General features: G+C 72.2%; 25 protein-coding genes. 14 read left to right on the top strand and 11 right to left on the bottom strand.

Annotated elements, in window-relative coordinates; all coding sequences use genetic code 11:
- Positions 1–37: 37 nt before the first annotated feature.
- From WBK31_RS20120 to WBK31_RS20100, 5 genes are all read left to right on the top strand, one after another.
- On the top strand, positions 38–2,083 hold the full coding sequence (locus WBK31_RS20120) for a beta-galactosidase (protein ID WP_406675405.1): 2,046 nt from the start codon (positions 38–40) through the stop codon (positions 2,081–2,083).
- A gap of 469 nt (positions 2,084–2,552) precedes the next feature.
- The gene (locus WBK31_RS20115; RefSeq protein WP_406675404.1) at positions 2,553–3,479 is read left to right on the top strand and encodes a glucosyl-3-phosphoglycerate synthase; all 927 of its coding nucleotides are present in this window, start codon (positions 2,553–2,555) and stop codon (positions 3,477–3,479) included.
- 85 nt (positions 3,480–3,564) lie between these two features.
- Positions 3,565–4,773, top strand: a complete 1,209-nt coding sequence (locus WBK31_RS20110; RefSeq protein ID WP_364053764.1) for an acyl-CoA dehydrogenase family protein — start codon at positions 3,565–3,567, stop codon at positions 4,771–4,773.
- A 491-nt stretch (positions 4,774–5,264) separates the two neighbouring features.
- On the top strand, positions 5,265–5,498 hold the full coding sequence (locus WBK31_RS20105; protein ID WP_364053761.1) for a LapA family protein: 234 nt from the start codon (positions 5,265–5,267) through the stop codon (positions 5,496–5,498).
- A 4-nt stretch (positions 5,499–5,502) separates the two neighbouring features.
- Positions 5,503–5,658, top strand: coding sequence for a hypothetical protein (locus WBK31_RS20100; RefSeq protein ID WP_378788088.1), 156 nt, complete (start codon positions 5,503–5,505; stop codon positions 5,656–5,658).
- 4 nt (positions 5,659–5,662) lie between these two features.
- Here the strand turns inward: WBK31_RS20100 and WBK31_RS20095 are convergent, their stop codons facing one another.
- The gene (locus WBK31_RS20095) at positions 5,663–7,462 is read right to left on the bottom strand and encodes an alkyl/aryl-sulfatase (RefSeq protein WP_406675403.1); all 1,800 of its coding nucleotides are present in this window, start codon (positions 7,460–7,462) and stop codon (positions 5,663–5,665) included.
- Between the two features lie 218 nt (positions 7,463–7,680).
- Positions 7,681–9,063: a glutamine synthetase family protein gene (locus WBK31_RS20090; protein WP_406675402.1), complete on the bottom strand. Its 1,383-nt coding sequence runs from the start codon at positions 9,061–9,063 to the stop codon at positions 7,681–7,683.
- Between the two features lie 108 nt (positions 9,064–9,171).
- Here WBK31_RS20090 and WBK31_RS20085 point away from each other — a divergent pair, with 108 nt between their 5' ends.
- A complete protein-coding gene (locus WBK31_RS20085) occupies positions 9,172–10,881 on the top strand; it encodes a GAF domain-containing protein (RefSeq protein ID WP_364053752.1) in 1,710 nt (569 codons plus the stop codon).
- Between the two features lie 79 nt (positions 10,882–10,960).
- Here WBK31_RS20085 and WBK31_RS20080 read toward each other — a convergent pair whose 3' ends face one another.
- On the bottom strand, positions 10,961–11,407 hold the full coding sequence (locus WBK31_RS20080) for a pyridoxamine 5'-phosphate oxidase family protein (protein ID WP_406675401.1): 447 nt from the start codon (positions 11,405–11,407) through the stop codon (positions 10,961–10,963).
- Between the two features lie 207 nt (positions 11,408–11,614).
- Here WBK31_RS20080 and WBK31_RS20075 point away from each other — a divergent pair, with 207 nt between their 5' ends.
- Positions 11,615–12,643 (top strand): LacI family DNA-binding transcriptional regulator, encoded by a 1,029-nt coding sequence (locus WBK31_RS20075; RefSeq protein ID WP_406675400.1) that lies wholly within the window; start codon positions 11,615–11,617, stop codon positions 12,641–12,643.
- Between the two features lie 18 nt (positions 12,644–12,661).
- Here the strand turns inward: WBK31_RS20075 and WBK31_RS20070 are convergent, their stop codons facing one another.
- The gene (locus WBK31_RS20070) at positions 12,662–13,702 is read right to left on the bottom strand and encodes a PP2C family protein-serine/threonine phosphatase (protein WP_364053743.1); all 1,041 of its coding nucleotides are present in this window, start codon (positions 13,700–13,702) and stop codon (positions 12,662–12,664) included.
- 299 nt (positions 13,703–14,001) lie between these two features.
- Between WBK31_RS20070 and WBK31_RS20065 the strand changes: the two genes are divergently transcribed.
- Positions 14,002–15,003 carry a hypothetical protein gene (locus WBK31_RS20065; RefSeq protein ID WP_378788097.1) on the top strand — a complete coding sequence of 334 codons (1,002 nt, stop codon included), beginning with the start codon at positions 14,002–14,004 and terminating at the stop codon, positions 15,001–15,003.
- Positions 15,000–15,515 (top strand): hypothetical protein, encoded by a 516-nt coding sequence (locus tag WBK31_RS20060; protein ID WP_378788099.1) that lies wholly within the window; start codon positions 15,000–15,002, stop codon positions 15,513–15,515. The genes WBK31_RS20065 and WBK31_RS20060 overlap by 4 nt, the downstream gene beginning before the upstream one ends.
- On the opposite strand, the gene WBK31_RS20055 is transcribed toward WBK31_RS20060, so the two are convergent.
- Positions 15,451–15,747: a hypothetical protein gene (locus WBK31_RS20055; protein WP_406675399.1), complete on the bottom strand. Its 297-nt coding sequence runs from the start codon at positions 15,745–15,747 to the stop codon at positions 15,451–15,453. The genes WBK31_RS20060 and WBK31_RS20055 overlap by 65 nt on opposite strands.
- On the opposite strand from WBK31_RS20055, the gene WBK31_RS20050 reads away from it, so the two are divergent.
- The 5 genes from WBK31_RS20050 to WBK31_RS20030 all read left to right on the top strand — a co-directional run bounded on the left by WBK31_RS20050 (position 15,748) and on the right by WBK31_RS20030 (position 19,724).
- Positions 15,748–16,446, top strand: a complete 699-nt coding sequence (locus WBK31_RS20050; protein ID WP_406675398.1) for a hypothetical protein — start codon at positions 15,748–15,750, stop codon at positions 16,444–16,446.
- Positions 16,443–16,832, top strand: coding sequence for a FixH family protein (locus WBK31_RS20045; RefSeq protein ID WP_364053734.1), 390 nt, complete (start codon positions 16,443–16,445; stop codon positions 16,830–16,832). Before WBK31_RS20050 ends, WBK31_RS20045 begins: the two co-directional genes overlap by 4 nt.
- Positions 16,833–17,110: 278 nt before the next feature.
- Positions 17,111–18,055, top strand: a complete 945-nt coding sequence (locus WBK31_RS20040) for a sulfite exporter TauE/SafE family protein (RefSeq protein WP_364053731.1) — start codon at positions 17,111–17,113, stop codon at positions 18,053–18,055.
- An 18-nt stretch (positions 18,056–18,073) separates the two neighbouring features.
- Entirely contained in the window at positions 18,074–18,703 is a 630-nt protein-coding gene (locus tag WBK31_RS20035) for an RrF2 family transcriptional regulator (RefSeq protein ID WP_406675397.1), read from the top strand.
- A 466-nt stretch (positions 18,704–19,169) separates the two neighbouring features.
- Complete coding sequence (locus WBK31_RS20030) at positions 19,170–19,724, top strand: hypothetical protein (RefSeq protein WP_364053725.1); 555 nt, start codon at positions 19,170–19,172, stop codon at positions 19,722–19,724.
- 66 nt (positions 19,725–19,790) lie between these two features.
- On the opposite strand, the gene WBK31_RS20025 is transcribed toward WBK31_RS20030, so the two are convergent.
- The 6 genes from WBK31_RS20025 to WBK31_RS20000 all read right to left on the bottom strand — a co-directional run bounded on the left by WBK31_RS20025 (position 19,791) and on the right by WBK31_RS20000 (position 25,580).
- On the bottom strand, positions 19,791–20,837 hold the full coding sequence (locus WBK31_RS20025; RefSeq protein WP_406675396.1) for an endo-1,4-beta-xylanase: 1,047 nt from the start codon (positions 20,835–20,837) through the stop codon (positions 19,791–19,793).
- Between the two features lie 122 nt (positions 20,838–20,959).
- On the bottom strand, positions 20,960–22,099 hold the full coding sequence (locus WBK31_RS20020; protein ID WP_364053719.1) for a DUF418 domain-containing protein: 1,140 nt from the start codon (positions 22,097–22,099) through the stop codon (positions 20,960–20,962).
- A gap of 155 nt (positions 22,100–22,254) precedes the next feature.
- Positions 22,255–23,229 carry an aldo/keto reductase gene (locus WBK31_RS20015; protein ID WP_364053716.1) on the bottom strand — a complete coding sequence of 325 codons (975 nt, stop codon included), beginning with the start codon at positions 23,227–23,229 and terminating at the stop codon, positions 22,255–22,257.
- 276 nt (positions 23,230–23,505) lie between these two features.
- The gene (locus tag WBK31_RS20010; RefSeq protein WP_364053713.1) at positions 23,506–24,327 is read right to left on the bottom strand and encodes a class I SAM-dependent methyltransferase; all 822 of its coding nucleotides are present in this window, start codon (positions 24,325–24,327) and stop codon (positions 23,506–23,508) included.
- Between the two features lie 127 nt (positions 24,328–24,454).
- On the bottom strand, positions 24,455–25,063 hold the full coding sequence (locus tag WBK31_RS20005; protein ID WP_364053710.1) for a TetR/AcrR family transcriptional regulator: 609 nt from the start codon (positions 25,061–25,063) through the stop codon (positions 24,455–24,457).
- Between the two features lie 73 nt (positions 25,064–25,136).
- Positions 25,137–25,580, bottom strand: a complete 444-nt coding sequence (locus WBK31_RS20000; RefSeq protein WP_364053707.1) for a CBS domain-containing protein — start codon at positions 25,578–25,580, stop codon at positions 25,137–25,139.
- Positions 25,581–25,687: the final 107 nt, after the last annotated feature.

Below are 25,687 nucleotides of genomic sequence, written 5' to 3'. Positions count from 1 at the left end.
ATTCTCCGCCAGGAACAGCACGAGACAGGAGCAGACGTTGCAGGTCGATCACGGCCGCCGGTGGGTGCGCTGGCCGTCAGAGCCGGACAGGGCCAGGCTGGCGTTCGGCGCGGACTACAACCCGGAGCAGTGGCCCCGGGAGGTGTGGGACGCCGACATGCGCGCGATGCGGGCGGCCGGGGTCAACATCGTGTCTCTGGCCATCTTCTCGTGGGCGCATCTCCAGCCCGCCGAGGACAGGTGGGACTTCGCCTGGCTCGACGAGGTGATGGACCTGCTGCACGCCAACGGCATCGCCGCCGACCTCGCCACGGCGACGGCCTCGCCGCCGCCGTGGCTGACGGCCAAGCATCCGGAGATCCTGCCGGTGGACCAGCAGGGCCGCACGCTCTGGCCGGGCGCGCGCCAGCATTGGCGCCCCACCTCTCCGGTCTTCCGCCGGTACGCGCTGCGCCTGGTCGAGGCCCTCGCCACCCGGTACGCCGGCCACCCGGCGCTGGCCGCCTGGCACGTGTCGAACGAGCTGGGCTGCCACAACGTCTACGACTACTCCGACGACGCCGCCACCGCCTTCCGCGACTGGCTGCGCGCCCGCTACGGCACACTCGACGAGCTGAACCGGGCCTGGGCCACCGCGTTCTGGTCCCAGCGTTACGGCGACTGGGCGGAGATCCTGCCGCCGCGCCTGGCCGCGTCCTTCCCCAACCCGACGCAGCAGCTCGACTTCAAGCGCTTCTCCTCCGACGCGCTCAAGGAGCACCTGCGCGCCGAGCGCGAGGTGCTGCGCCGGATCACCCCAGACGTCCCGGTCACCACCAACTTCATGGTGATGGGCGAGACCAAGGGGATGAACTACGCCGACTGGGCTTCCGAGGTCGACTTCGTGGCCAACGACCACTACGTGCTGACCGGCCCGCAGGCCCAGGACGAGCTGTCGTTCTCGGCCAACCTCACCGGCATGCTGGCCGGCGGCGAGCCCTGGTTCCTCATGGAGCACTCCACCAGCGCCGTCAACTGGCAGCCGGTCAACCTCGCCAAGCGGCCCGGCGGCATGGCCCGCGACTCGCTCACCCACGTCGGCTACGGCGCCGACGCCGTCTGCTTCTTCCAGTGGCGGCAGTCGGCGGGCGGCGCCGAGAAGTACCACTCGGCGATGGTGCCGCACGCGGGCGAGGACAGCGACGTGTTCAGGGCCGTGACCGACCTCGGCGCCACGCTGGCCGCGCTCGCGCCCGTCGCGGGCAGCAGGCGGCGGCCCGCGCGCGCCGCGATCCTGTTCGACTGGGAGTCGTGGTGGGCCGCCGAGCTGGACTCCCACCCCACCTCCCTGCTGCGCTACCGGCAGGAGGCGCTCGACTGGTACTCGGCGTTCCTCGCGGCGGGCGTGCGCGCCGACGTGGTGCCGGTGGCCGCCGAGCTGTCCGGCTACGACCTGGTGGTCGCGCCCATCCTGCACGTCGTGCCCGCCGCGCTGGCCCGCCGCCTGGAGGCGTACGTGGCGGGCGGCGGCCACCTCGTCGCCACCTACTTCTCCGGCATCGTGGACCAGGACGACCGCGTCTGGCTCGGCGGCTATCCGGGCGCGCTGCGCGACCTGCTCGGCATCCGCATCCAGGAGTTCGGGCCGCTCCTCGACGGCGACGGCGTCGATCTCGACCTCGGCGTCACCGGTACCCTGTGGACCGACCGCATCGACCTCGCCGGGCCGGAGACCGAGGTGCTTGCGGCGTACAAGACGGGCGAGCAGGCCGGGCGTCCGGCGATCACCCGCCGCCGCTCGGGTGCGGGGACGGCCTCGTACGTCTCCACCCGCCTCGGCCCCGACGGGCTGGCCGTGCTGCTGCCGCTGCTGCTGGAGCCGGCGGGCGTCGGCTCCGAGCTGCCCGACGAGCTGCGCGGGCAGGTCGAGCTGGCCGTACGCACCGACGGGAGGTACGACTACTGGTTCCTCGTCAACCGCGGGGACCGGCAGGTGGACGTGTCGGCGCTCGACGGGGAGCCGCTGACCGGGCCGTCGCTGGCGCCCGACGCCGCGCTCAAGCCCGGCCAGGTGCGCGTGCTGCGCCGCCCGGCGGCCTCATAGGGCCTTTCCTGGCCGTCTCATTGCCGAACCCGGACGGATCAGCCGGCACCGGCGGGCCGTCCGGGCGCGGAACGGACGAGGGCCGGGCCGATGACGCGCCCCACGGGCCGCCGGGCCGTCCAGGCGGGGGACGGACGAGACCGGGCCGTCCAGGCGGGGGACGGACGAGACCGGGCCGTCCAGGCGGGGGACGGACGAGACCGGGCCGTCCGGGCGGGGGACGGCCCCGAGCCACCCGCTTGAAAACCGGAACCGCACCCCGCCTGTACACAGGAACCGGCCACCTCACCACGAAGCGCTTATTCCTTGAGCGCGCGAACCTTGCCCGCGCTCCGGTCGCGCCTTTGCGACGGCGTTACTTACCGCCCGAACTTTCTCAAAGCCCCTTGACCCGCGAAGACGATCGCTTCTCGGGCTTAATGGGCATCTCACATACGCTGACATATCGGGATACGGAGGGAGGGGTCGCATGCTTCCTGAAGTGCACGGATGGTTGCGACGCCGCACTTCGTCCGCCGGGGACTGGCCGGTTCAGGACCTGGTGGCCGCCAAGGGTGATACCACCGTCAGCGTGGTGCTCCCGGCCCGCGACGAGCGCGAGACCGTGGGAGAGATCGTCGGCGTGATCCGGCGGGAGCTGGCTCCGCTCGTGGACGAGCTCGTGGTCATCGACTCGCGTTCGACCGACGACACCGCCCGGGTGGCCGCCCGGGCAGGAGCGAGGGTGCACGCTCAGGATGAGATCCTTCCGGGACTCAAGCCCATGGACGGCAAGGGAGAGGCGCTGTGGAAGTCGCTGGCCGTCACGTCGGGTGACGTGCTCGTCTTCGCCGACGCCGACATCCGCAACTTCCGCGCCTCGCTGATACTCGGCGTCCTCGGGCCGCTGCTCTCCGACCCGACCGTCATGTACGCCAAGGGATGCTACGACCGCCCGCTCCATGGCACCCCCAACGGCGGCGGGCGCGTCACCGAGCTCGTCGCACGCCCGCTCATCAACCTGTACTGGCCCGAGCTGGCCGGGTTCATCCAGCCGCTCGCCGGCGAGTACGCCGGCCGCTGCTCCGCGCTCGAACGCATCCCGTTCCTCACCGGGTACGCCGTGGAGCTCGGCCTGCTCATCGACCTGCTGGAGCTGGGCGGGCTCGACGGGCTCGCACAGGTGGACCTGGGCTCGCGCGAGCACGCGCCGCAGTGCACCGAGGCGCTGGGCATGATGTCCGCCCAGATCATGCTCGCCGCCTGGTCCCGCCTGGAACGCCAGGGCCGCATCAGCTCGGTCGCCCCGCCGGCGACGCGGCTCTGCCAGTTCAGGAGGGGGCTGGAGGGGCACGAAGTGCTCATCCGCGACATCGGCATCGGCGAACGTCCACCGATGATCACCGTCAACCCCTGAACCGCACTCGCGGGACCGCAGGGCCTACTCGCCGGTAAGGTGTTGCCACCGCGAAACGGCGACGCGGTCCGAGGGGTGCGGCGACATGACGGGTTTCTGCCCGGAGCTCAGCGACGACGTCAAAGAGGTGCGCGACTGGGTCCACGCCTTCGCCCGCGACGTGATCCGCCCCGCCGGCGCCGAATGGGACGAGCGCGAAGAAACCCCATGGCCGGTCATCCAGGAGGCCGCCAAGATCGGCCTGTACTCCCTCGACTTCTTCGCCACCCAGTGGTTCGAGGAGAGCGGGCTGGCGCTGCCCGTGGCGTTCGAGGAGATCTTCTGGGGCGACGCCGGCATCGGCCTGTCGATCACCGGCACCGGCCTGGCCGCCGCCGCACTCGCCGCCAACGGCACCCCCGAACAGATGGGGGAGTGGCTGCCACAGATGTTCGGCACCGAGAACGACGTCAAACTCGGCGCCTTCTGCGCCTCCGAGCCCGACGCCGGCTCCGACGTCGGCGCCATCCGCACCCGCGCCGTCCGCGACGGCGGCGACTGGGTGCTCAACGGCGTCAAGACCTGGGCCACCAACGGCGGCATCGCGAACGTTCACATCGTCGTCGCCTCCGTCGATCCCTCGCTCGGCACCCGAGGCCAGGCGTCGTTCATCATCCCGCCCGGCACGCCGGGGCTGTCCATGGGGCAGAAGTTCCGCAAGCACGGCATCCGCGCCTCCCACACCGCCGAGGTCGTCCTGGAGGACGTCCGGGTGCCCGCCTCGTGCCTGCTCGGCGGCGAGGAGAAGCTGAAGGCGCGGCTGGCCCGCGTACGCAACGGCGAGCGCGCAGGCGAGCAGGCCGCGATGCGCACCTTCGAGACCACCCGCCCCTCGGTCGCCGCCATGGCGGTCGGCATCGCCCGCGCCGCCTTCGAGTACGCCAGGGACTACGCCCGCGAACGCACCCAGTTCGGCCGCAAGATCGGCGAGAACCAGGCGATCGCCTTCCTCCTCGCCGAGATGGCCACCCGCGTCGACATGGCCCGCCTGCTCACCTGGCGCGCCGCCTGGATGGCCCGCAACGGCCGCCGCTTCGAACAGGCGGAAGGCTCGATGTCGAAGCTGGTGGCGGGCGAGACCGCCGTGTGGGTCACCGAACAGGCCATCCAGATCCTCGGCGGCGCCGGCTACACCAGGGACCACCCGGTGGAACGCTTCCACCGCGACGCCAAGATCTACACCATCTTCGAAGGCACCTCGGAGATCCAGCGCCTGATCATCGGCCGCGCGGTCACCGGCCTCCCCATCCGATGAGACCACTGCACTTCGGGGAGGTCTTGTCCGCAACCCGCCATCCCTCGCGCTCACCGACAGGCTCACTACGGCCTCGTGCGTTCGCCGATCACCGTCCTCCGCCCTGGGCGCCGGCAGGCCGGTAACTCAGGCGAAGCGACCGGCAACCGCCCGGCGAAGAGCGAGGGCGCGCCGGAAGTCGTTCGAGAACGCGCCCGCCGCCCAGGGTCGCCGTTCTGGTTTTCGGCAAGATTGCCCAGCCGCACGCCATATGCGGCGCAGTGTTCGGCGTGTACGGCGACGAATGCCGTGGACGTCGCGCATGCTCGGTGGACCCCGGTCAGCCAGCCGCCGGCCGCTTCGACGCCGTCAGCGATGGGAGCGTCCCGGCCGGCACGGCGGTTCCTGAGGCGACAGCCCAGACGGCGGGGAAGGCGGGCCGAGCCGCCCTTCCGGTCGCGCTGGGGACGGCCTGATCGAAACATCGGCGCTCACAACATCTGGAGGGTTTCGTGGCAGAGCAGGGTCCGGGAGGCCGTCTCGGGGCGGTGCCGCCGCGCGTGTGGCTGGCGCTCGTGCTGCTGGTGCTGGCGGTCGCGTTCATCCTGCAGAACCGGCAGGACGCGGTGATCCGCCTGTTCACGATCGCGGTGACCGCCCCGCTGTGGGTCGCGCTGGTGGCATGCACCGTCGTCGGGATCCTGATCGGCGCGCTGGCAGGCAGCAGGAGCCGAAAGGGCCGGTGACGGCGTGCGCAGCCGGCTGCGGGAGCGCGTCCAGTCCGCGGCGCAACGCCGCCCGCGCAAGGCAGCACGATCCACGCCGGCCAGGTGGGTGCACCCTCCTATGATCCTGGCGTCCGGCCTGCCGTTCCTCGCCAAGGGCATGGCCGGCCCGTTCGCCTGAGAGGTCACGGCGTCACGATCGCGAACGCGGGATCGGGGTCTTCCAGGACGGCGATCAGGCGGGCCAGGACGTTCATGTCGCCCTCGTGCTCGATGCCGTCGGCGGGCCGGCCCGTGAGCAGGCCGAGAAGCTGCTGCTTGGTGAGCGCGAGCGTCAGGTCCGCCGGCTGCCGTGGCGGCGGATCGGCCTGGTGGATGAGCGCGCCGTTGGACAGCGTGGTGCGGTGGTACTGGTTCAGATCCGTCAGGTGCCAGTCGATGGCCAGGCTCTCCTCCCACGCTCGGGGGCCGTCGACGCGGATGGCCAGGGAGTCGAAGATCTGCTCGACCGTCAGAGCCGCCATCAGCTCCGGCGAGGAGGTGTCGATATCGGCGGGGACGACGCCGCCGGTCAGCTCCAGCGCGCCGACCAGGTAGAAGTTGCGCCAGGTGCCGTTCTCGGAGCCGTGGCCGAGCCGGGTGTAGACCTCGGCGAGCATCGATCGCGCCTGGTCGTCGTGCTCGTCGGCGAAGACCGCGTGGTTGAGCAGCGAGGCGGCGAAACGCAGGTCGCCGTCGTCGAGGTAGCGGCGGGCGAAGGCGAGGACGCCCTCGCGCCCGCCCATGCACTCGACGTACCGGCGTGCCTGCTCGACCGGGGGATGCTCCCACAGATGGGCCGGGTTGCCGTCGAACCAGCCCAGATAGCGCTGGTAGATGGCCTTGACGTTGTGGCTGACCGAGCCGTAGTAGCCGTGCGTGTGCCACGTCTGTTCCAGGGCCGGAGGCAGCCGCATCGCCTCGGCGATCTCGATGCCCGTCATGCCCTTGTTCAGCATGCGCAGCGTCTGATCGTGCAGGTACGCGTACATGTCACGCTGCCGGCTGACGAACCGCACGATGTTCTCCCGGCCCCAGGTGGGCCAGTGGTGGGAGGCGAAGACGACGTCGGCGTGGTCGGCGAACAGGGCGATCGCCTCGGTGAGATAGCGCGCCCAGACACGGGCGTCGCGGACCTGAGCGCCGCGCAGCGTGAGGATGTTGTGCTGCGTGTGCGTGGCGTTCTCGGCCATGCACAGCGCCCGGCGGTCGGGGATGAGGAAGTTCATCTCCGCCGGGGCCTCGGTGCCCGGGGTGATCTGGAAGACGATCCGCACGCCGTCGAGCGTCTCCTCCTGGCCGGTACGGGTGATGTCCTTGGTCGGCGGGATGAGGGAGATGGTGCCGGTCGACGTGGTCATGCCGAGCCCGCAGCCGATCTGGCCCTCCGGCGAGCGGGGCAGAGCAGGGCCGTACATGTAGGTGGCGCGCCGGTTCATCGCGGTGCCGGCGTAGACGTTCTCCGACACCGCGTGGTGCATGAACCCGGCCGGCGCCAGGATCGGCACACCGCCGCCGGTGACGCCGCGTACCCCGCCGAAGTGGTCGGCATGGGAGTGCGTGTAGATCACCGCGGTGACCGGGCGGTCGCCCCGGTGGTCGCGATAGAGCTTCAGCCCGGCCGCGGCGCACTCGACGGACAGCAGCGGGTCGACCACGATGACGCCGCGCTCGCCCTCGATCAGGGTCATGTTCGACAGGTCCAGGCCGCGGATCTGGTAGATGCCGTCGGTCACCGCGTACAGGCCCTGCTTGACGCACAGCTGCCCCTGCCGCCACAGGCTGGGATGCGCCGTGTCCGGGCACTCCTGCTGCAGGAAGGAGTAGGACTCGGTGTCCCACACCGCGCGCCCGTCGGCCGTCACGGTCGCCGGGTCCAGCGCCGCCACGAATCCGCGGTCAGCGGCCTCGAAGTCCGCCCGGTCGTCAACGGGAAGATCTGCCATGCACCCAGACGTTCCCGCCGGTGCGCCCGCTCCGCACCGCGAGCCGCTACCCTCACCCGCCCGTGACCGTCTCTTTGACAGCGTCACCACAGCGTCACGGCATGCTCTCTGCATCGGCCACGCCACGGCTCCGCCGGCACAGGACGGCCCAAGCCCCCGGCCAGGCCGCCGGCGGCTCGTCGCCGCCCTGTCGTAGAGGATCCACCCAGCGTGCAGGGTCAGTAGAGCCAGCGGTACGAGCGGACGATCTCGGCGGCGTCCTGGCCCTCCGCTCTGGCCGCGTCCGACTGGCGTACCACGCGGAACGCGTCGGTCAGGTCCTCGCCCAGCGCCCCGCGGATGCGGGCGTTGCCCAGCAGCGCCCCGAGCTGCTGCTCCACCGTCGAGGGCAGGCGGTGCACGCCGTGCTCGGCGCGCCGCGCCTCGCTCCAGTCGCCGGGGTTGTCCTGTACGGGGGCGGGCGGCACGAGACCCTCTTCGATGCCGCCGAGCCCGGCGGCGATCACCACGGCCAGCGCCAGGTAGGGGTTGGCGGCCGCGTCGGACGGCTTCAGCTCGACGTTGGCGTGGCCGGGGCCGAGCAGCGGCGTGGCGGGGACCAGACGCAGGGCCGCCTCGCGGTTCTCGACGCCCCAGCACGCGTACGCGCCGCACCAGTAGCCGGGCCGCAGCCGCTGCAGCGACGACAGGCTGGGCGCGGTCACCGCCACCACGGCGGGCAGATCGCGCAGCAGCCCCGCGAGGTACGCCGCCCCCTCGGCGGTCATCCCCGCGGGCACGTCGCCGCCCGACAGCAGGTTGCGTCCGGCCCGCGACACCGAGGTGTGCAGGTGCCAGCCGTTGCCCACCTGGCCGAGCGTGACCAGGGGAGCGAAGCTCGCCCGCAGCCCGTGCGCCCTGGCCGCCGCGTGCACGGTCTGGCGGGCCAGCAGCTGCCGGTCGGCCGCCGTGACCGGGTCGGCGGGGGCGAGCGAGAACTCGAACTGCCCGGGGCCGTACTCGCCGTGGAACTGGACCACGGGCACGCCGTTGTGGTGCAGGTCGCGCAGCAGCTGCTCGGCGAAGCCGTCGACGGACAGCATCTTGGCCGGACCGTAGGAGGGACCGTCGTAGATGGGGCGGACCTCGCCGTCGCCGTCATCGTCGCCGGCCCGGCTCAGGTGGAACTCCATCTCATCGCCGGCCCGGAACTCCAGCCCCAGCGCCGCCGCCCGTTCGACTTGACGCTCCAGCACCCCGCGCGGGCAGTACGGCCACGGCGACCCGTCGGCCGCCACCTGGCGGCCCGGCACCCAGGCGAACCCCGGCTGCCCGGCCAGCCGGACCATCCGATCGACGACCGGCACCAGCCGGATGTCGCCAGAAGGCCCGCCCAAGGGGGCGTGGCCGAAGCAGATGGTGTCGTGGGAGTCGAACACCGCGAACAGCGGCGTGATCCCGACCCCGCGCTCGGCCACGGCGTCGAACGCGGCGGCCGGCACCGTACGGGAACGGGGGATGCCGTTGTTGTCGGCCCACACGATCGTGATCCCGGCGACGCCGAGCGGGTCGAGGGCGTCCGCCCCGTGCTGCGCCGCACCGGCGATGGCTTGATCGAGCATGGGCCACCCCTTCGTCACCTTGCGTAGTCGTGTGATCACTCTACAGCGGCCCTGCGATGAGCGCGGGCAGGTTTCGACCCCGGCGACCCCCGGTGCGACACTGGCCGTATGTCGGAGAGCGAGCATCGCCCGCTGCTCCCCCAGATGCGCCTCGACGAGCTGCTGGCGGAGCTGCAGACCAGGCTCAACGCGGTGCTGGCCACCCGCGACAGGGTGCACGCGCTGCTCGAGGCCGTCGTGTCCGTGGGCAGCGACCTCGACCTCGAGACCGTGCTGCGCCGCATCGTGGAGACCGCCACGAAGCTGGTCGACGCCGGCTACGGCGCTCTGGGCGTGCTGGGGGAAGATCAGACGCTCGTCCAGTTCATCCCGGTCGGGCTGACCGAGGAGGAGATCGCCCGCATCGAGCACTGGCCGCACGGCCTCGGCATCCTCGGCCTGCTCATCAAGGACGCCAGGCCGCTGCGGCTGGCCCGCATCTCCGACCATCCCGAGTCGTACGGCTTCCCGCCCGGCCACCCGCCCATGGGCAGCTTCCTCGGCGTGCCGCTCCGCGTACGCGACGAGGTGTTCGGCAACCTCTACCTCACCGAGAAGCGCGGCGGCGGCGAGTTCGACGAGGACGACGAGGCCGTGGTGGTCGCGCTGGCCAGCGCCGCCGGCGTCGCCATCGAGAACGCCCGCCTGTACGAGGAGTCGCGCCGCCGCGAGACCTGGCTGCAGGCGTCCGCGGAGGTGACCACCAGCCTGCTGTCCGGCGCCGACACCCGGCTGGTGCTGAGCACCATGGCCGCCCGCGCCCGCGACATGTGCGACGCCGACGTCGTCGTGGTGCTGCTGCCCGACCCGGAGGGCCGGACGCTGACGGTGGAGGTGGCCGAGGGCGAGCGGGCGGAAGAGCTGCTCGGCACCACGTACGGGATGTCCGGCACGGCGCTCGGCGAGGTGTTCACGCGCGGCGAGCCGCGAGCCGAACGCGACCTGCGGGACGCGCCCGACACGTCCGCCGCGGCCCGCAAGCTCGGCCACGGACCCGGGCTGATGATCCCCCTCGGCGCCGCCCCGAGCGTGCGCGGCGTGCTCGCGCTGGCCAAGCGCAGCGGCAGGCTGCCGTTCAGCGACGCCGACCGGCGCATGCTGGAGTCGTACGCGGGCCAGGCCGCGATCGCGCTGGAGCTGGCCGAGGTCCGGCGCGACGCCGAACGGCTGAGCCTGCTGGAGGACCGCGACCGCATCGCCAGGGACCTGCACGACGTGGTCATCCAGCGGTTGTTCGCGACCGCGATGACGCTGATGAGCACCGCGCGGCTGGTGGACCATCCCGAGGCGTCGAAGCGGCTCCAGCACGCCATCGACGAGCTGGACGAGACGATCCGGCAGATCCGCTCGTCCATCTTCGCCCTCCAGGGGCCGCACGAGGAGGCCGTGCCCGGACTGCGCTCGCAGATCGTCGGCCTGGTGGAGGGCGCGGGAGCGCACCTGGGGTTCATGCCCGGTCTGCGCATGGAGGGGCAGCTCGACACGCTGGTGCCGGAGCCGGTCGCCGAGCACCTGCTCGCCGTGCTGCGCGAGTCTCTGTCCAACGTCGTACGCCACTCACGCGCCACGCGCGCCGAGGTGTCCGTCGAGGTCGGGGGCGGCGTGCTCACGCTGACGGTCACCGACGACGGGGTCGGCGTGGGCGGCGGCGGACGCCGCAGCGGCCTGCGCAACATCGAGGAGCGCGCCGCATGCCTGGGCGGGACGGCCGAGCTGGAGACGCCCGGCGAGGGCGGCACCCGGCTGATATGGCGCGTCCCCATCGAGCAGCCCGGATGATGCGGGAAGAGGCCATGACGGCGGCTCCATCGAGCGGCCGGGTCGATGCGGGAAGGGGCCGTGACGCGCCCCCCGCCGATCAGGACGGTTCGTACGCCACCTGCGCGGGCACCAGCACGAACCCCGTGACGATCTCCGGCCGGATGCGGATCACCTGGTCCATCTCGCCCGTCACCCACGGGCGCACCAGGCCCCTCAGCCGGGCCGCCTCCTCGGGGTCGGTCACCGGCGCGGCCACCCCGGTCACGATGACGCTCCAGCCGAGCCGCTCCTGCCCGTCCAGCTCGTCGGCCTCGTACGCCACCACCGCCTGCTCCATGTGCCCGCCGATGATCATGCCGGGGGTGGTCCTGATCACGATCGCGCCGTCCACCACCGCGTGGTTCACCGGCCTGACCGCCGGCAGGGCGTGCCGGGTGAAGACGATGCGGCCGAGCGGCGCCCTCGCCAGCAGCCGCATCGCCTCCGCAGCGGGCAGCTCGCGCAGATCCCGGGCGCCGTTCAGCCCGTCTTCCTGGTACGTCACCTGGCCAGCGTGCCCGGCGCACCGGCCGTACAGGTAGGGACCAAAGTCCCTTTACCCGCCGGGACGAGGTCACGTCACCGCGCCGTCTGCTCGGGGACCGCGTACATGTGAGGAAAGTCCTAGCAATCGATTGCCTCGCCCGACCGGCCCGATCTCACCGCCAGTAGGATGGCGGGAGCGAGGTTTCGGGAAAGCAGGGGGAAAGCGATGGGGAAATTGGAGCGTCACCCCACGATCTCCGACGTCGCGGCGCTGGCCGGGGTGTCGGTGGGCACGGCCTCCAAGGCCCTCAACGGCCGGGGCTCGCTGCGCGAGGAGACCCGCGCGCGGGTCAGGGACGCGGCCAGGCAGCTCAACTTCGAGGTCAACGCGGGGGCCCGCAGCCTGCACTCCAGACGTACGTACACCGTCGGCATGATCACCACCGACACCATCGGGCGGTTCAGCATCCCCGTCCTCATGGGCGCGGAGGACGCGCTGGGCGCCGGGCAGATGTCGGTGTTCCTGTGCGACGGGCGCGGCGACCCGATCCGCGAGCAGTACCACGTCAAGACCCTGCTCAGCCGCCGCGTCGACGGCATCATCGTCACCGGCCGCCGCACCGAGGCCCGCGCGCCCATCGGGCGTGACCTGCCGGTGCCCGTGGTCTACGCGTTCATCAGCTCCACCGACCCGGCCGACTGCTCGGTCGTACCGGATGAGGAAGGCGGGGCGCGCAAGGCGGTCGAGCACCTGATGGCGATCGGCCGCACCCGCATCGCCCACATCACCGGGCCCGAGCACCACCACTCCGCCCGTGTCCGCGCGGCCGCCGCCGAGGAGCGGCTGGCCGAGGCGGGGCTCGCGCTCGCCGGTGCGCCGCTCTACGGCGCCTGGAGCGAGATGTGGGGGCGTCAGGCGGTCGGGATGCTGCTCGCCTCCGGCACCGAGTTCGACGCGGTGTTCTGCGGCAGCGACCAGATCGCCCGGGGCGTCGCCGATGCGCTGCGAGCCGTCGGGCGGCGGGTGCCGGAGGACGTGGCGCTCGTCGGGTTCGACAACTGGGAGGTCATGGCCGAGGCCAGCCAGCCGCCGCTGACCAGCGTCGACATGAACCTCGACGGGCTCGGCCGCACCGCCGCGGAGATGCTGCTCGCCGCCATCAACGGCAAGCCGTCGCCCGGTCGCCACCCCCGTCCCTGCCATCTGGTGGTGCGGGAGTCCACCACGGTCCCGCTGGTGCCCGGCGGCGCCTGACCGCCACCCGGCGGCGGATCAGTGCCCTGGGCGATGGATCAGGAGCATGGCCGCGTCGTCCAGCAGCGGGCCGCCCACGTGCTCGACCAGGTCGGCCCGCAGCGCGTCCAGCGCCACCTGCGGGTCCTCGCGGCGCAGCAGCGTCGTCCGCTCCTCCAGTGGGTAGAACTCGCCCTCGGCGTTCCTCGCCTCGATCACGCCGTCGGTGAAGAACAGGATGCGGTCGCCCCGGTGGAACGGCACCCGGTACGGCTTGGCCCGCGCGGCGTCGAACACGCCGAGCCCCAGCGGCAGCCCCTGATCCGGCGGCTCGGCGACCTGCACGCCGCCGTCGGAGCGGAGCAGCAGCGGCGGCGGGTGGCCGAAGCTCACCAGCGACACCTCCGTGTCGTGGATCTCCGCGATGATCGCCGTGACGAACTGCTCGCTGGTCAGATGGCGGGTCAGGCTCGCCTCCAGGCGCTCGCCGATGTCCACCAGGTCGGCCTCGTCGTAGGCCGCCTCGCGGAACGCGCCGAGGACCCAGGCCGCCGTCTCGACCGCCGCGAGGCCCTTGCCCTGCACGTCGCCGATCAGCAGGCGTACGCCCTGCGGGGTGGTGACGACTTCGTACAGGTCGCCGCCGATGCGGGCCTCGGCGGCCGCCGACGTATAGGACAGTCCCACCCGCAGATCGCCCGCCCGCCGCGGCACCGGCCGCAGCAGCACCCGCTGCGCCGCCTCCGCCACCTGCCGGACGCTGGCCAGCTCGCGCTCGCGCTGCAGCCGCAGCCTGGCGGCGAGCATGCTCGCGCCCGTCACGCCGGCGATGCCGACGACGGTGAGGCAGTTCTCCCAGGTGAGCAGCATCTCGTTGTAGAGCGCCATGGGCACGCAGATGCCCAGCGCCACCGCGCCGACGAAGGCGGTGCGGCGCACGCCGCCCGACACCGACGCGAAAGCCGGGCCGAGCGTGAGCAGCGGAAGGAAGACGAGGGAACGGCCGGCCAGGATGTCCAGCAGCGCGACACCCGCCATCACGACGAAGGGCAGCCAGCGCAGGACCCGCAAAGAGCTCATCCCACCCCCGAATCGACCACCGATCGCTGCTGACGTACCAGCATCGCGCAGGCCGAGGGCGGTTCTCAAGCCAACGCTCCGGTGAGAACCACGACAGATGGGCATTTATCACGGTAATTTCTGTCCGTTACGTGTTCATCACAGTACCCAGCGTCAATAACACGGCTGAAAACATCGGCCGCGCGCCAATTCACGAAAGAGAGCTAGATTCTCCACTGATGGAAAGGAGTCAAGAAGTGGCGATGGCCGACGCCGGCATTCGGCGATTACTGGTGGATTCCGGGGAGCCTCGCACCTGGGTGACCCCGAGGACAGACCTGGTCACGGCCCTGCTCGGCATCTGGTTCGGTGTCGGATTGATGATCGACGCTTGGGCGCACACCAACCTCTCCGAGCTGGAGACCTTCTTCACGCCGTGGCACGCGGTGTTCTACTCGGGGTTCGCGGTCGTGGCCGGCTGGATCATCTGGCAGGTCTGGCGCAACGTACGCGCGGGGCGGCAAGGGCTCGCCGCGGTGCCGGCGGGATATCTCGCCGGGCTGATCGCCATACCCGCGTTCGCGGCGTTCGGATTCGCCGACATGATGTGGCACACGATTCTGGGCATCGAGACGAACATTGACATTCTGTTCAGCCCATCACATCTCGGGCTGGTCTCGACGATGCTCCTCATCATCACCACTCCAGTGCGTTCCATCTGGAACGCCCCCGACATCGGCGAGAGCCCGACGCTCGGGCGGCTGCTGCCCGCCATCATCGGGCTGGCGTTCGCCACCACGCTGGTGTCGCTGTTCCTGTCCTACGCCGACGCGATGCAGTACCGTCCCGAGACGATCGTGGAGGCGTTCTCCGCCGTCCGTGACTCCGGCGCGGGCGACCTGGCCGCCGCCATGGTCGTGAGCAACGTCATCCTGCTCGCCCCGGTGCTGCTGCTCGCCCGTCGCTGGCAGCTGCCCTTCGGGTCGGTCACGATCATGTACGCCTTCGCGGTTCTCATGCCCGGTGCGCAGACCGAGTTCGAGAACCTGCCCGTCCTGCTGTCCATCGTGGCGGGCGGCCTGGTCAGCGACCTGCTGATCGCCTGGCTGCGCCCGTCGGCCACGCGGCGCGGCGCCTACTGGGCCTTCGCCGGGCTGTCGGCGCTCGCCACATGGTCGCTCTACATCGCGGTCGCCTCGGTGACCGGTGGCGGCCTGCCGGCCGTGCCCGAGCTGTGGACCGGCGCGCCCGTCGTCGCCGGCCTCGTCGGGCTGACGCTCGGAGCGCTGTTCCTGCCCGACGCCCGCCCCGAGCGGGCATGATCCGAGCCCTGTGGCTGGCCGCCGTCCTGGTGCTGGCGATGGCCGTACCCGCCGCGGCGCACAACGTCACGGCGGGCGCGGACCTGCGCTTCGCGCAGACCATCGCCGGCGCCGAGGTCACGGTGGTGATCAAAGGAACCTCCCGGGTGCCGGGGCCGCTGCGGATCGGGGTGATCGCGTACGAGCCGGTCGCCGGGCCTGTCTTCGACCTCGAGGTCCGGTCGGTCGAGGACGGCCGTACGGTCACCGGCACCGCCCGCGCCGCCGCCGACCCCGCGTACACCGAGCTGCGGGTCGAGCGCACCGGGCCGCACGAGCTCAAGCTGAGCGCCGGGGGTGAGGTCGCCGTGGTGCCGTTCCGGGTGCTCGTCGATCGTGGATCCCCTGGCGACTTCCTCATCTACGGCGGCCTGTTCGTGGCCGGGCTGCTGCTGGTGGGCGGTCTGCTCACCGGGGCGCTGAGCCGGCCGGGCCGGCGATGGGGCTGGCCGCCGTCGCCGCCGCCGGGGTGACCGTGGCGGCCATGGTGGTCGTGTTCGAGCCGCAGCTCCCGCCCGCCCCGCCGGACGGCGCCGCGCCGACCGCCACGAACGCCGCCGGGCGGCCGTACGCGCAGGCCCGGGTCTCCACCGTGCCGGAGCGGCCCGGCGCGGGGAGGAGTACACGCTGCGCATCGACCTCCTGGACGGCTCGACCGGGCGGCCCGTTGACGACCTCGTCGTGCACCACGAGGCGCTCGCTCACGTGGTCGTCACCTCCGAGGACGGACGGTACTTCCGCCACGTACACCCGCTCCGCACCGCCCCGGGCCGCCTCGAGGTGCGCATGCGCGCCGACCGCTCGGGGCGCTACCTGGCCTACGCCGAGCTGGAACGCGAGGACTCGGGCGGCCAGCTCGTCTCGTCCTCCTTCCAGGTCGGCAAGGGGAGCGCTGACGACAGCGAGGAGGAACGACCGGAGACCGGCGATGCGGCACCGGTCCTGCGGCCCGCCGTCCCCGTGGCGGGACGCCCGGTGACGATCGAGCTGGCCGCGCCCGCCGGCGTACGGCCCTGGCTCGGCATGACCGGCCACCTCCTGGTGCGCAACGAGGACGGCTCCTTCCTCGGCCACGTCCACGAGATGGGCACGCCCGGCTCCCGCCTGCGCTTCACGTTCAGCTTCCCCGAGCCCGGCCGCTACCTCGCCTGGGCCCAGTACGCCACCCGCGACCGCATCGTCACGGCCCCGTTCACGGTGAACGTGACAGGTGACGCGCCCGGGACCGCGGCGGAACCGACGGGTGAGGCCACCGGCCAGGACACTGGGGAGAGCGCGGCGGGCGCCGAGGCGGGGGACACGGCGCGGAATGAGGCAGGTACGGCCGCGTGGACTGCCGCGAGGGAGGCGGCACGCGGCGAGACGGGGGAAGCGATGGGTGACATGACGGGGAGCGGCCGATGAGACGTGTGCTGATCGCCGCCGGGCTGGTGGCCGTGGCGGTGACGTTCTTCGTGGTGGGCAGGAGCGCGTCGGCCGAGCCGGTCCGCGTGACCAGCAACGGCGCCCGCTATGCCGCCACGGTGCTCATCGGCGACCCCACCCCGGGGCCCGGCACGGTGGAGGTCGTGGTGGACCGGGGCGACGCCGACACGGTGAACGTGTCGGCGGTGATGGCCGACATGGGACACGCCATGCCGGAGCTGACGGCCACCGAACGGGAGCCCGGCCGCTTCGCCGCCGAGGGCGAGCTGTTCTCGATGGCCGGAGTCTGGGAGGTGACCGTCCACCTCGACGGCCCCTCCGGCCCGGAAGACCTCACGGTCAAGGCCCTGATCACAGAAGAGTGACACCACGGCGCTGAACCCCGGCCCCGCGCCCTGAGCCGGGACGATCGGTCGTGCGTTCCCCCGCCGTGCTCTCGGTCGCGCGGCGGCACCGGTCGTGCGCCACCCGCACAGGTGCCGCCGCCGGACCCACGGAAGACGACCGCCTCTCGGACCCTGCCGATACGAGGGGAGCCGCTCGCAACCGGATGGGCTTTACCTGGACGTGACTTGACAGGACGATGCGCGGCTTAAAGTATTATTCCTACTTCTATAGTAGGAATGGTAGGGAGAGGGAGATCGTGCGAGCGCTCATCCTGCTCGGGCTGGTCGGTTTCGCGGCCCAGCTCGTCGATGGCAGCCTCGGCATGGCGTACGGCGTCACGTCGACGACGCTGCTGCTGGCCATCGGCACCAACCCGGCGGCCGCGTCCGCCACCGTCCACCTCGCCGAAATCGGCACCACGCTGGCCTCGGGCGTCTCCCACTGGCGTTTCGGCAACGTCGACTGGAAGGTCGTCGGCAAGATCGGCATCCCCGGCGCCATCGGCGCGTTCGCCGGCGCGACGTTCCTGTCCAGCCTCTCCACCGAGGTCGCGGCTCCGGTGATGTCGCTCATCCTGCTGGCGCTCGGCGTCTACATCCTCATCCGCTTCACCGCGTTCGGCCTCCCGCGCGGCAACCTGGGCAAGCCGCTGCGCAGGCGCTTCCTGGCCCCGCTCGGCCTCGTCGCCGGCTTCGTCGACGCCACCGGCGGCGGCGGATGGGGCCCCGTGGGCACGCCCGCCATCCTCGCCAGCGGCCGCCTGGCCCCGCGCAAGGTCATCGGCTCCATCGACACGAGCGAGTTCATCGTCGCCATTGCCGCCAGCGTCGGCTTCTTCGTCGGCATCGGCTCCGAGCGGATCGACTTCGCCTGGGTGGCCGTGCTGCTGCTCGGCGGCGTGATCGCCGCGCCGATCGCGGCCTGGCTGGTCCGCCACATCCCGCCGCGCATCCTCGGCTCCGCCGTCGGCGGCATCATCATCCTCACGAACGTCCGCACGCTGCTGCGCAGCGACTGGATCGACGCCCCCGGCAACGTCCAGACCGTCGCCTACATCGCCATCGCCATCATCTGGGCGGGCGCCATCGCGTACTCGGTGCGTGAATACCGCCGCGACAAGGCCAACGAGTCCGTCGAGGCGGTGGAGAGCGAGCTGCAGAAGCGCGGCGCCGAGGAGGAGGAGACGACGGCGTCCGCCTGAGGCGGCCCCAGACCTCGTATGAGAATCTCCGCCCGCACGCAGTACGCACTCGGCGCCATGCTCGCCCTGGCCACGGCCGACCGTCCGGTCCACGCCGAACGCATCGCCGCCAGCCAGGAGATCCCGCGCCGGTTCTGTGACAACATCCTGCTCCAGCTCCGCCGGGCCGGGCTGCTCCGTAGCCAGCGCGGCCCGGACGGGGGCTACTGGCTGGCCCGGCCGCCGGGGGAGATCGCCCTCGCCGACGTCATCCGCGTCACCGAGGGTGCGGAACAGGCCACCCGGCCGTTCCCCCGCGCGGCCGCGCCGCTCGCCGCCATCTGGGAGCGGCTGCGCAGCCACGAGAACGCGCTGCTCAGCGAGATCACCCTGGCCGACGTGGTCGCATCGGGAGCAGACCACGTCGGCGACGGCATCTCCGGCGACGGCACTTCCGGCGACGGGGCTGCCGGCGACGGGGCTGCCGGCGACGAGGCTGCCCGGGACGGCACTTCCTTTACGGCCGCATCCGTGGCCAGCTTCACGGCCGGTTCTCCGGCCGCCTCCACAGCCGCCTCCACAGCCGGTTCCCCGGCCGCCTCCACAGCCGATGCGGTCGACGCGCGCCCTCCGGCCGGATCCGGCAAGCCGACCGAGCCGGCTGAGTAGGCCGGGTTCGTCGAGTCGGCCGCGCCGGTTCGGCCTGACCCGCAGAGACGGTCAGACCTGCTGGTTCGGCCGCGCTCGCCGGTTCGGTCAGACCCGCCGAGCCGCAGAGCCGCCGAGGCCGCTGAGCCGCTGAGGCCGCTGAGCCGCTGAGGCCGCTGAGCTGCCGAGCCGCTGAGCCGCTGAGGCCGCTGAGCCGCTGAGGCCGCTGAGCTGCCGAGCCGCTGAGCTGCCGAGCCGCTGAGCCGCCGAGGCCGCTGAGGCCGTCAGGCCCGTCGAGTCCTCCGGACACCCTGGGACGCCCTGCCCCCTGACTCCCTGTCTCCGCCTTCCCTCTGGTCTCGGTCGCGGGCCTCGGGCCAGGGTCCGGGTCCCGCGGCGGCGCGGTGGCCACGGCGGGCTCCCCGCGCCGGGCCCAGCCTCTCCGTGCGAGTTCCTGCGACGGAGCCGGGGCTGGCAGGGTGGGGGAGTGACGTTCGGTGTACGCGAGTTCGAGCTCGCCCTGATGCATCGCATGCGCGACCTCAACCCCGAACGGGTCGAGGAGGCGCTGCGCGAGATGGGCGCGTCGAGAGCCGAGGTACGCGCGGCGCACGCGCACTGGACGCGGCTGGCCCACGCGCCCAGGGCTCCCAAGGGGGCGGCGGCGCTGCGGATGGCGCTCGGGCCCGCGCCGTACCGGGGGAGGAGACCGGCGGGCAGCCTCACCTGCACCGTCCTGCGCTGGACGCTCCCGTCATGGCCGGGCCTCGCCTACGAGGCGCTGCTCGGGCCCGGTGACGAGCTGTGGAACCAGTGGTTCGTACGCCCGTCCGGCCCCGCCGCATCACTCACCTTGGCCGATCTGGCGCCCTGGACGTGCGTGGTGGCCGACATCGGCGCGAGCTTTCCCGGCGCCGTGCAGATGGAGGGCCCGGCGCCGCACCACTGGACGGTCGACGTCCCGTCCGGCGGGCGGACCTACCGGGCCAGTTTCGTGTACGGCCTCCTCCAGCGCCTCGACCCCGCCCCGGCGACCGGATGAGGGGAACGCCCCGCGGAGCATCTCCGCGCGGCCTCCCCATGCCGGGAAAGGCGCCGGCGGGCCGGGCTACTTGCGGCCTCTCACCGCCAGCAGCGCCTTGTACGCGGGCTTCGGGGCGAGGTTCTCGTCGAGCAGCGTCGCCGCCCCCTCACCCTCGAACCAGCCGGGCACCCACGAGTGCCGGTCGGTGAAGCCCCAGACGGTCATTTCGCGGCAGGCGCGGACGCTCAGGCAGTCGGTGAGCGCGCGCCGGTAGTACTCGGCCTGGGTGGCGAGCTTCTCCGGGGTGACCGGCAGCACCATGCGGACGTCCAGCTCGGTGATGGCGACCTCGAGACCGAGGTCGGCGAAGCGCCGCATGACGTTGGCCCAGTCGGCGGGGTAGTCGTACTGGATGCCGAGGTGGCCCTGGAAGCCGATGCCGTGGATGGGGACGCCCTGCGCCTTCAGGTCCTTGACGATGGACAGGGTGGTCTCGATCTTGGGGGCGTTCCACTCGAGGTTGTAGTCGTTGATGAACAGCCTGGCGTGCGGGTCGGCGCGGTGGGCCCAGCGGAAGGCGTCGGCGATGTAGCCGGGGCCGAGGTGCTGGAGCCAGATGCTCTGCCGCAGCGAGCCGTCCTCCTCCACGACCTCGTTCACCACGTCCCAGGCGCGGATCTTGCCCTTGTAGCGGCGCACCTGGGTGGTGATGTGCTCGCGCAGGATCTCGCGCAGCTCGGTGGCGTCGATCGTGCCGTCCTCGACGCCGCTGGTCAGCCAGGCGGGGAGCTGGTTGTGCCAGAGCAGGGTGTGGCCGCGGATCTGCTGGTGGTTGCGGCGGGCGTTCTCGACGAGGGCGTCGGCGTCGTCCCAGGTGTAGACGCCCCGCTCCGGTTCGACGGACTCCCACTTCATCGCGTTCTCGGCGGTGACGTGGGTGAACTCGCGGTTGAGCCGTTGGCGGTAGTCGGGCTCGTCGCGCAGGGCGGCGATGTCGACCGCGGTGCCGATCTTGATGCCGTGCTGCTGGGCGAGCTGGCGCAGGTCCTTCGCCGGGTGGGGGTGGGGGTGGGGGTGTGGGTGCGCAGGAGGCGCGGGTGCGGCGAGCACGAGCGCCAGTGCGAGGATCAAGGGCTTCACCGTACGGACCTCCGATACCGGAGCAGGGGATGCCAGGGACGTTTCCGAAAGTTTCGGAAGGATGTCGATAATTTCACCGACTGCCGGAACGGTAAGCGTTCACGAAGGCCCCGTCAACCACTCACACCCCGGCCTTGGCCCGCGCCCGCCGCATGCTCGCCACGTGTCCGCCATGGGGCCTGGTACGCCCACTGCCAGACCAGCTCCAGCGGCCCGCGGTCGAAGCGGCGCAGCCACAGCGACGTCCCCGCCATGAAGCCCAGGCAGACCACCGCCCAGGCCACCGGCACCCACCAGGGCCGCAGGCCGGCGAAGCGCTCGGCCAGCCCCAGTCCCCAGCCGTAGCAGAGCACGCTCGCGGCGAGGTTCTGGAACACGTAACAGGACAGCGCGGTGCGCCCCACGCCGGTGAGGCTGCGCCGCATCGGGCCCGGCGCGCCGCGCATGCCCTGCACGATGGAGGTGACCAGCGCCAGCAGGCCCACGGAGACCAGCGGCGCGGCCACGTACCTGTCCACGATGGCCCAGGACGGTCCCGCGAAAGAGGTGGCCAGATTCAGCGGCACGCCGATGCCGAGCCCCACCGCCGCGAGCCGCGCCCGCAGCGCCGCCCCGCGCTCCTCGAAGACACCCGCCCGCATCAGCCGCGCCCCGAGCAGGAACAGCACCGTCCCCAGCGGCAGGATGACGACCAGCTCGGCGCGGAAGACCACGACGTTGTCCAGCCGCATCCGCACCTGGCCGAGCCAGTCCCGCGGCGGCATCCCGCTCGGCGACGGCGCGGGCCCGGCGAGCAGCGCGGCGGTGACCAGGGCGACGATGGCCAGGTGCACGGTGCCCGCCGCGATCATCCACGCCGTCACGGCCCGCTCGCTCCGCCCCACCAGGTACGCCACCACGATCGAGGTCAGCGCGTACCCCATGAGCACGTCGAACTCGAAGACCAGCACGTAGTGCAGCACGCCCTCGCAGAACAGCAGCGCCGCCCGCCACAGATACCGGCCCGGCCAGCGCAGCCCCTTGCGTACGGCGCTGCGATACTGCAGCTCCAGCCCCACCCCGAACAGCAGCGTGAGCAGGCCGAGGAACTTGCCGTTCGACAGGAACCGCAGGAACGTCTCCACCGCGCCGCCCGAAGGGCTCAAAGCCTCCAGCGGCCCCGCCGGCGAGGTGAAGAGCCAGATGTTGGTGCCGAGCGTGCCCAGGATGGCCACCCCGCGCAGCACGTCGAGTGCGTCGATGCGTCGCGTCACAGTCTCCACTGTGCTGGCCGCGCGGGACCCCGCCCTCGTCCCGAGGAGCGAAAACGCCGGTACATCGATCGATGTACCGGCCTCCGTCTTTCGTCGCTCAGGGGCCCGGGTCCGAGCCGCCGCGGGCGACCCGGCCCGGGCCCTGAGATCGCGCGTCAGGAGGAGACGCCGGCCTCCTTGGCGGCCTGGTCGATGGCCGCCAGCTCCTCCTCGGTGAAGCCGAGCCGGTCCACCGCCGCCACGTTCGCCTCGAGCTGCTCGGGGCTGGACGCGCCGACCAGCACCGACGTGATGCGCGGGTCGCGCAGCGCCCAGGCCAGCGAGAGCTGCGCCACCGTCTGACCGCGCGACTCGGCCAGCTTGGACAGCGAGCGGACGAACGCCAGCACCTCAGGCGTCACCCGGTCGGCGGTCAGGAAGCGGCCCTCGGCCGCCCGCGAGTCGGCCGGAATGCCGTTCAGGTAGCGGTCGGTGAGCAGACCCTGGGCCAGCGGCGAGTACACCACGCAGCCCACGCCCTCCTCCTCCAGCACGCCGAGCAGCGCGTCCTCGATGCCGCGGTTGAGCAGCGAGTACGGCGGCTGGTGCACCAGCAACGGGGTGCCGAGCTCGCGCAGCAGCCTGGCGGCCTGCGCGGTGCGCTCGGGGGAGAAGTTGGACACGCCGACGTAGAGCGTGCGGCCGGTGCGGACCATGTGGTCCAGCGTGGCCACCTGCTCCTCCAGCGGCGTCTCCTCGTCGTCGCGGTGCAGGTAGAAGATGTCCACGTAGTCGAGGCCGAGCCGGGCGAGCGAGCGGTCGAGCGTGGCCAGCAGGTGCTTGCGGGAGTTGCCCTTCCCGTACGGGCCGTCCCACATGGGGTTGCTGCCCTTGGTGGTGACCACGACCTCGTCGCGCAGCGACCGGGGGAAGATCCGGCCGAACACGGACTCGGCGGCGCCGATGGGCGGGCCGTAGCGGTCGGCGATGTCGAAGTGGGTGATGCCGAGGTCGAGCGCCTTGTGCAGGATCGCGCGCTGGGTCTCGATCGGCTTGCCCTCGCCGAAGTTGTGCCACAGGCCCAGCGACACGGCGGGGAGGAGCAGGCCGCTGCGGCCGCACCTTCTGTACGGCTGGCGTTCGTAGTCCAAGGGTGACCTTCCGCGATACAGGGGGTGAAACGTTTTTACGGGTCCAAGTTAAGCACTTCCGCCCGCACTGCCGGCCGCCCTCCCCGCGCGATGGATCGTGCTCTACCTCGGCACCTCCACCGTCATCTTCAGCCTCACCCGCGTACCCGACCAGGTGGCGGCGAGCGTCATGACCGCCTGCCACCGGGCAGTGGCCGGTGGCGTGCGGCCACCCCGCGCCGATATCCGCTCGGCCTGCGAGACGGTCCCCAGGAAGCGTGACCTGGGGTGCGCGCGTCAGGCGGCGCGCAGGGTGGCGGTGAGCACGACCGTCGCGTACGGCATCACGAACTCCCCGCCCAGAGCGTCCACCGCCGCGCCCATCTGCCGCAGCAGCTCCTCGCGCTGCTCGGCGGGCAGCAGGCTCTGGCCGCCGAAGGTGGGCACGGCGTCCAGCCACTCGTCCCGCGTGTACGTGCGTTCCCAGTCGGCCTGCCACCGCTCGGGCTCGTCGAACGCGCCGCACGCTTCGATCCCCTCGCGCGCCTTGCCCGCCATGGCGTCGTACGCCTGCATGGCGGGCCCCGCCGCGCCCACGGCCGGCATCTGCGGCAGCACCCGCCGGTAGACCTCGGCGAAGGCGTCGGCCACCGGGGGAGAGGGCTGCATGACGTTCCAGAGCAGCGCCAGCCGGCCGCCGGGCCGCAGCACCTCGGCCGCCTTGGCGGCGCCCGCGACCGGGTCGATCCAGTGCCAGGTCTGCGCGGAGACCACCGCGTCGAAACGGCGCCCGCGGGCGTCCCACGTCTCGAACGAGGACACCTCGACCTCGAGGCCGCGTTCCCGCGCGAGTGCGGCCATGCGCTCGTCCACGTCCACGCCGAGCACCCGGCAGCCGGCCGTCTGGAACTGCCGGGTGGCGATGCCGGTGCCGCAGCCGACATCGAGGACGTCGGGGCCGGGGGAGGCGGCGGCGATGCGGGCGATCAGGGAATCCGGGTAGCTGGGACGCGCCCGGTCGTAGCGGTCGGCCTCGGTGCCGAAGGACTCGGCGACCTGGCGGAGCTGATGGGTCTCCTGCCCGGGCGGCAGCCCGGGCGCAGGGGAAGTTGTGGGCATGCGCCCACAGTAGGTGGGCATTCGCCCACTCGGCAAAGGGAGACAGCGGCTCCCAGCCCAGGTTTCGCCCGAAGCGGACGCGGCAGGCTCTCGGCCCGGGTTCGCTGGAAGCGGGCTCAGGAGGCTTTCAGCCGCGTTTCTGCGGGGGCGGGCGCAGCAGTGACAGCATGGTGGTCACCAGCACCTTCTCCACCTCGCCAGGAGACAGCCGGCCCGCCTCCCGCTCCTGAGCCGCGCTGTGCACGATCGCGAAGAACGCCGTCACCAGCCACTGCAACGGCAGGTCCGTACGGAAGTCGCCCGCCCGCCGGCCCCGCGCGATCAGCCGCTCCACCCGGCGCAGCGGGCGCTCGTGATGCTCCCTGATGCGCTCGGTGGGCAGCGTGCGGTCGGCGGCGAGGAAGATGCGGCGATGCCGGTCGAGCACCTCCCACGACGAGCGCAGCAAACCCTCCATGGCCTCGGACGGAGGGTCGCTGTCGATGCTGTCGTCCTCGATCACGGCGTCCGCGAGGCCCACCGTGTGGTCGAGCACCGCGTCCACCAGCGACTCGCGGGTGGGGAAGTGGGCGTACAGGGTCACGCTGCCCACCCCCGCCTCCCGGGCGATCTCGGCCACGCCGGCGGCGGGATCGGCGCTGAGCAACCGCGTCCCGGCCTCCAGGATCGCGGCGATGTCGCGCTCGGCGTCCGCGCGCCGGGCGGGTACGGGCTCTCTGGCCACGGCCTTCACCATGACCCCAGCCTACGCGCCTCCGTCCGTTTTCCCTGGTAAGCCGGTTTCGCGCCCGCGGCCAGGGGCGGCGGCCTCAGGGCCGGAGGGCGTGTGCGAGCAGGGACTGCAGGGTGACCGCGCCGATCAGCCGCCCGTCGTCCACCACCGCGACCAGCGGGCTGTGCATGCGCGCCATCAGCGCCGCGAGCTCCAGCATGGTCGCCTTCGGCTCGGCCACCGGCAGCTCGCGCGGCTCCTCCGGCAGGCACTGGCGTACGGTCCTGTCGTCGAGCCGGCGCAGGAACCGGTCGGCGTGCGCCTCGTCCACCACCCTGGCCAGCGCCGGGTCGTCCTGGCAGTAGGCGGGCACCGCGAGCCGCAGCACCTGCGTGCCGGGCAGGATGCTGCAGGGCAGGCCGTCCGGGCCGACGACGATGAGCCCCGGCAGGTCGCGGTCGGCGAGGAGCCTGGCCGCCTCCAGCGCCGGAGTGTCGAGGGTGACCGTCGGGAACTCGGCGGCGAGATCCTGTGCGCGCATGCGATGACCTCCTCTGCCAGGGTAGGCCGCGCCTCCGCCCGGGCCGCAGGCGGCCCGGTGCCGGGGCGGCTCGCGGTCAGGGCCGCTCAAGACCAGGGGGCGGCCCG

Origin of the sequence: Nonomuraea sp. N2-4H, from assembly GCF_045291505.1 — a bacterium.
GTDB classification, from domain to species: domain Bacteria; phylum Actinomycetota; class Actinomycetes; order Streptosporangiales; family Streptosporangiaceae; genus Nonomuraea; species Nonomuraea fastidiosa.
Note: the sequence above shows the minus strand (reverse complement) of the source record. Positions and strands in the feature narration are given on the sequence as shown.

What these genes read in the sequence shown, in the direction of transcription:
- WBK31_RS20045 (WP_364053734.1), top strand. Translation starts at nt 16,443, where the DNA reads ATGAGACGTGTGCTGATCGCCGCCGGGCTGGTGGCCGTGGCGGTGACG.
- WBK31_RS20115 (WP_406675404.1), top strand. Translation starts at nt 2,553, where the DNA reads ATGCTTCCTGAAGTGCACGGATGGTTGCGACGCCGCACTTCGTCCGCC.
- WBK31_RS20075 (WP_406675400.1), top strand. Translation starts at nt 11,615, where the DNA reads ATGGGGAAATTGGAGCGTCACCCCACGATCTCCGACGTCGCGGCGCTG.
- WBK31_RS20005 (WP_364053710.1), bottom strand. Translation starts at nt 25,063, where the DNA reads ATGGTGAAGGCCGTGGCCAGAGAGCCCGTACCCGCCCGGCGCGCGGAC.
- WBK31_RS20095 (WP_406675403.1), bottom strand. Translation starts at nt 7,462, where the DNA reads ATGGCAGATCTTCCCGTTGACGACCGGGCGGACTTCGAGGCCGCTGAC.
- WBK31_RS20060 (WP_378788099.1), top strand. Translation starts at nt 15,000, where the DNA reads ATGATCCGAGCCCTGTGGCTGGCCGCCGTCCTGGTGCTGGCGATGGCC.
- WBK31_RS20000 (WP_364053707.1), bottom strand. Translation starts at nt 25,580, where the DNA reads ATGCGCGCACAGGATCTCGCCGCCGAGTTCCCGACGGTCACCCTCGAC.
- WBK31_RS20035 (WP_406675397.1), top strand. Translation starts at nt 18,074, where the DNA reads ATGAGAATCTCCGCCCGCACGCAGTACGCACTCGGCGCCATGCTCGCC.
- WBK31_RS20070 (WP_364053743.1), bottom strand. Translation starts at nt 13,702, where the DNA reads ATGAGCTCTTTGCGGGTCCTGCGCTGGCTGCCCTTCGTCGTGATGGCG.
- WBK31_RS20110 (WP_364053764.1), top strand. Translation starts at nt 3,565, where the DNA reads ATGACGGGTTTCTGCCCGGAGCTCAGCGACGACGTCAAAGAGGTGCGC.
- WBK31_RS20090 (WP_406675402.1), bottom strand. Translation starts at nt 9,063, where the DNA reads ATGCTCGATCAAGCCATCGCCGGTGCGGCGCAGCACGGGGCGGACGCC.
- WBK31_RS20085 (WP_364053752.1), top strand. Translation starts at nt 9,172, where the DNA reads ATGTCGGAGAGCGAGCATCGCCCGCTGCTCCCCCAGATGCGCCTCGAC.
- WBK31_RS20010 (WP_364053713.1), bottom strand. Translation starts at nt 24,327, where the DNA reads ATGCCCACAACTTCCCCTGCGCCCGGGCTGCCGCCCGGGCAGGAGACC.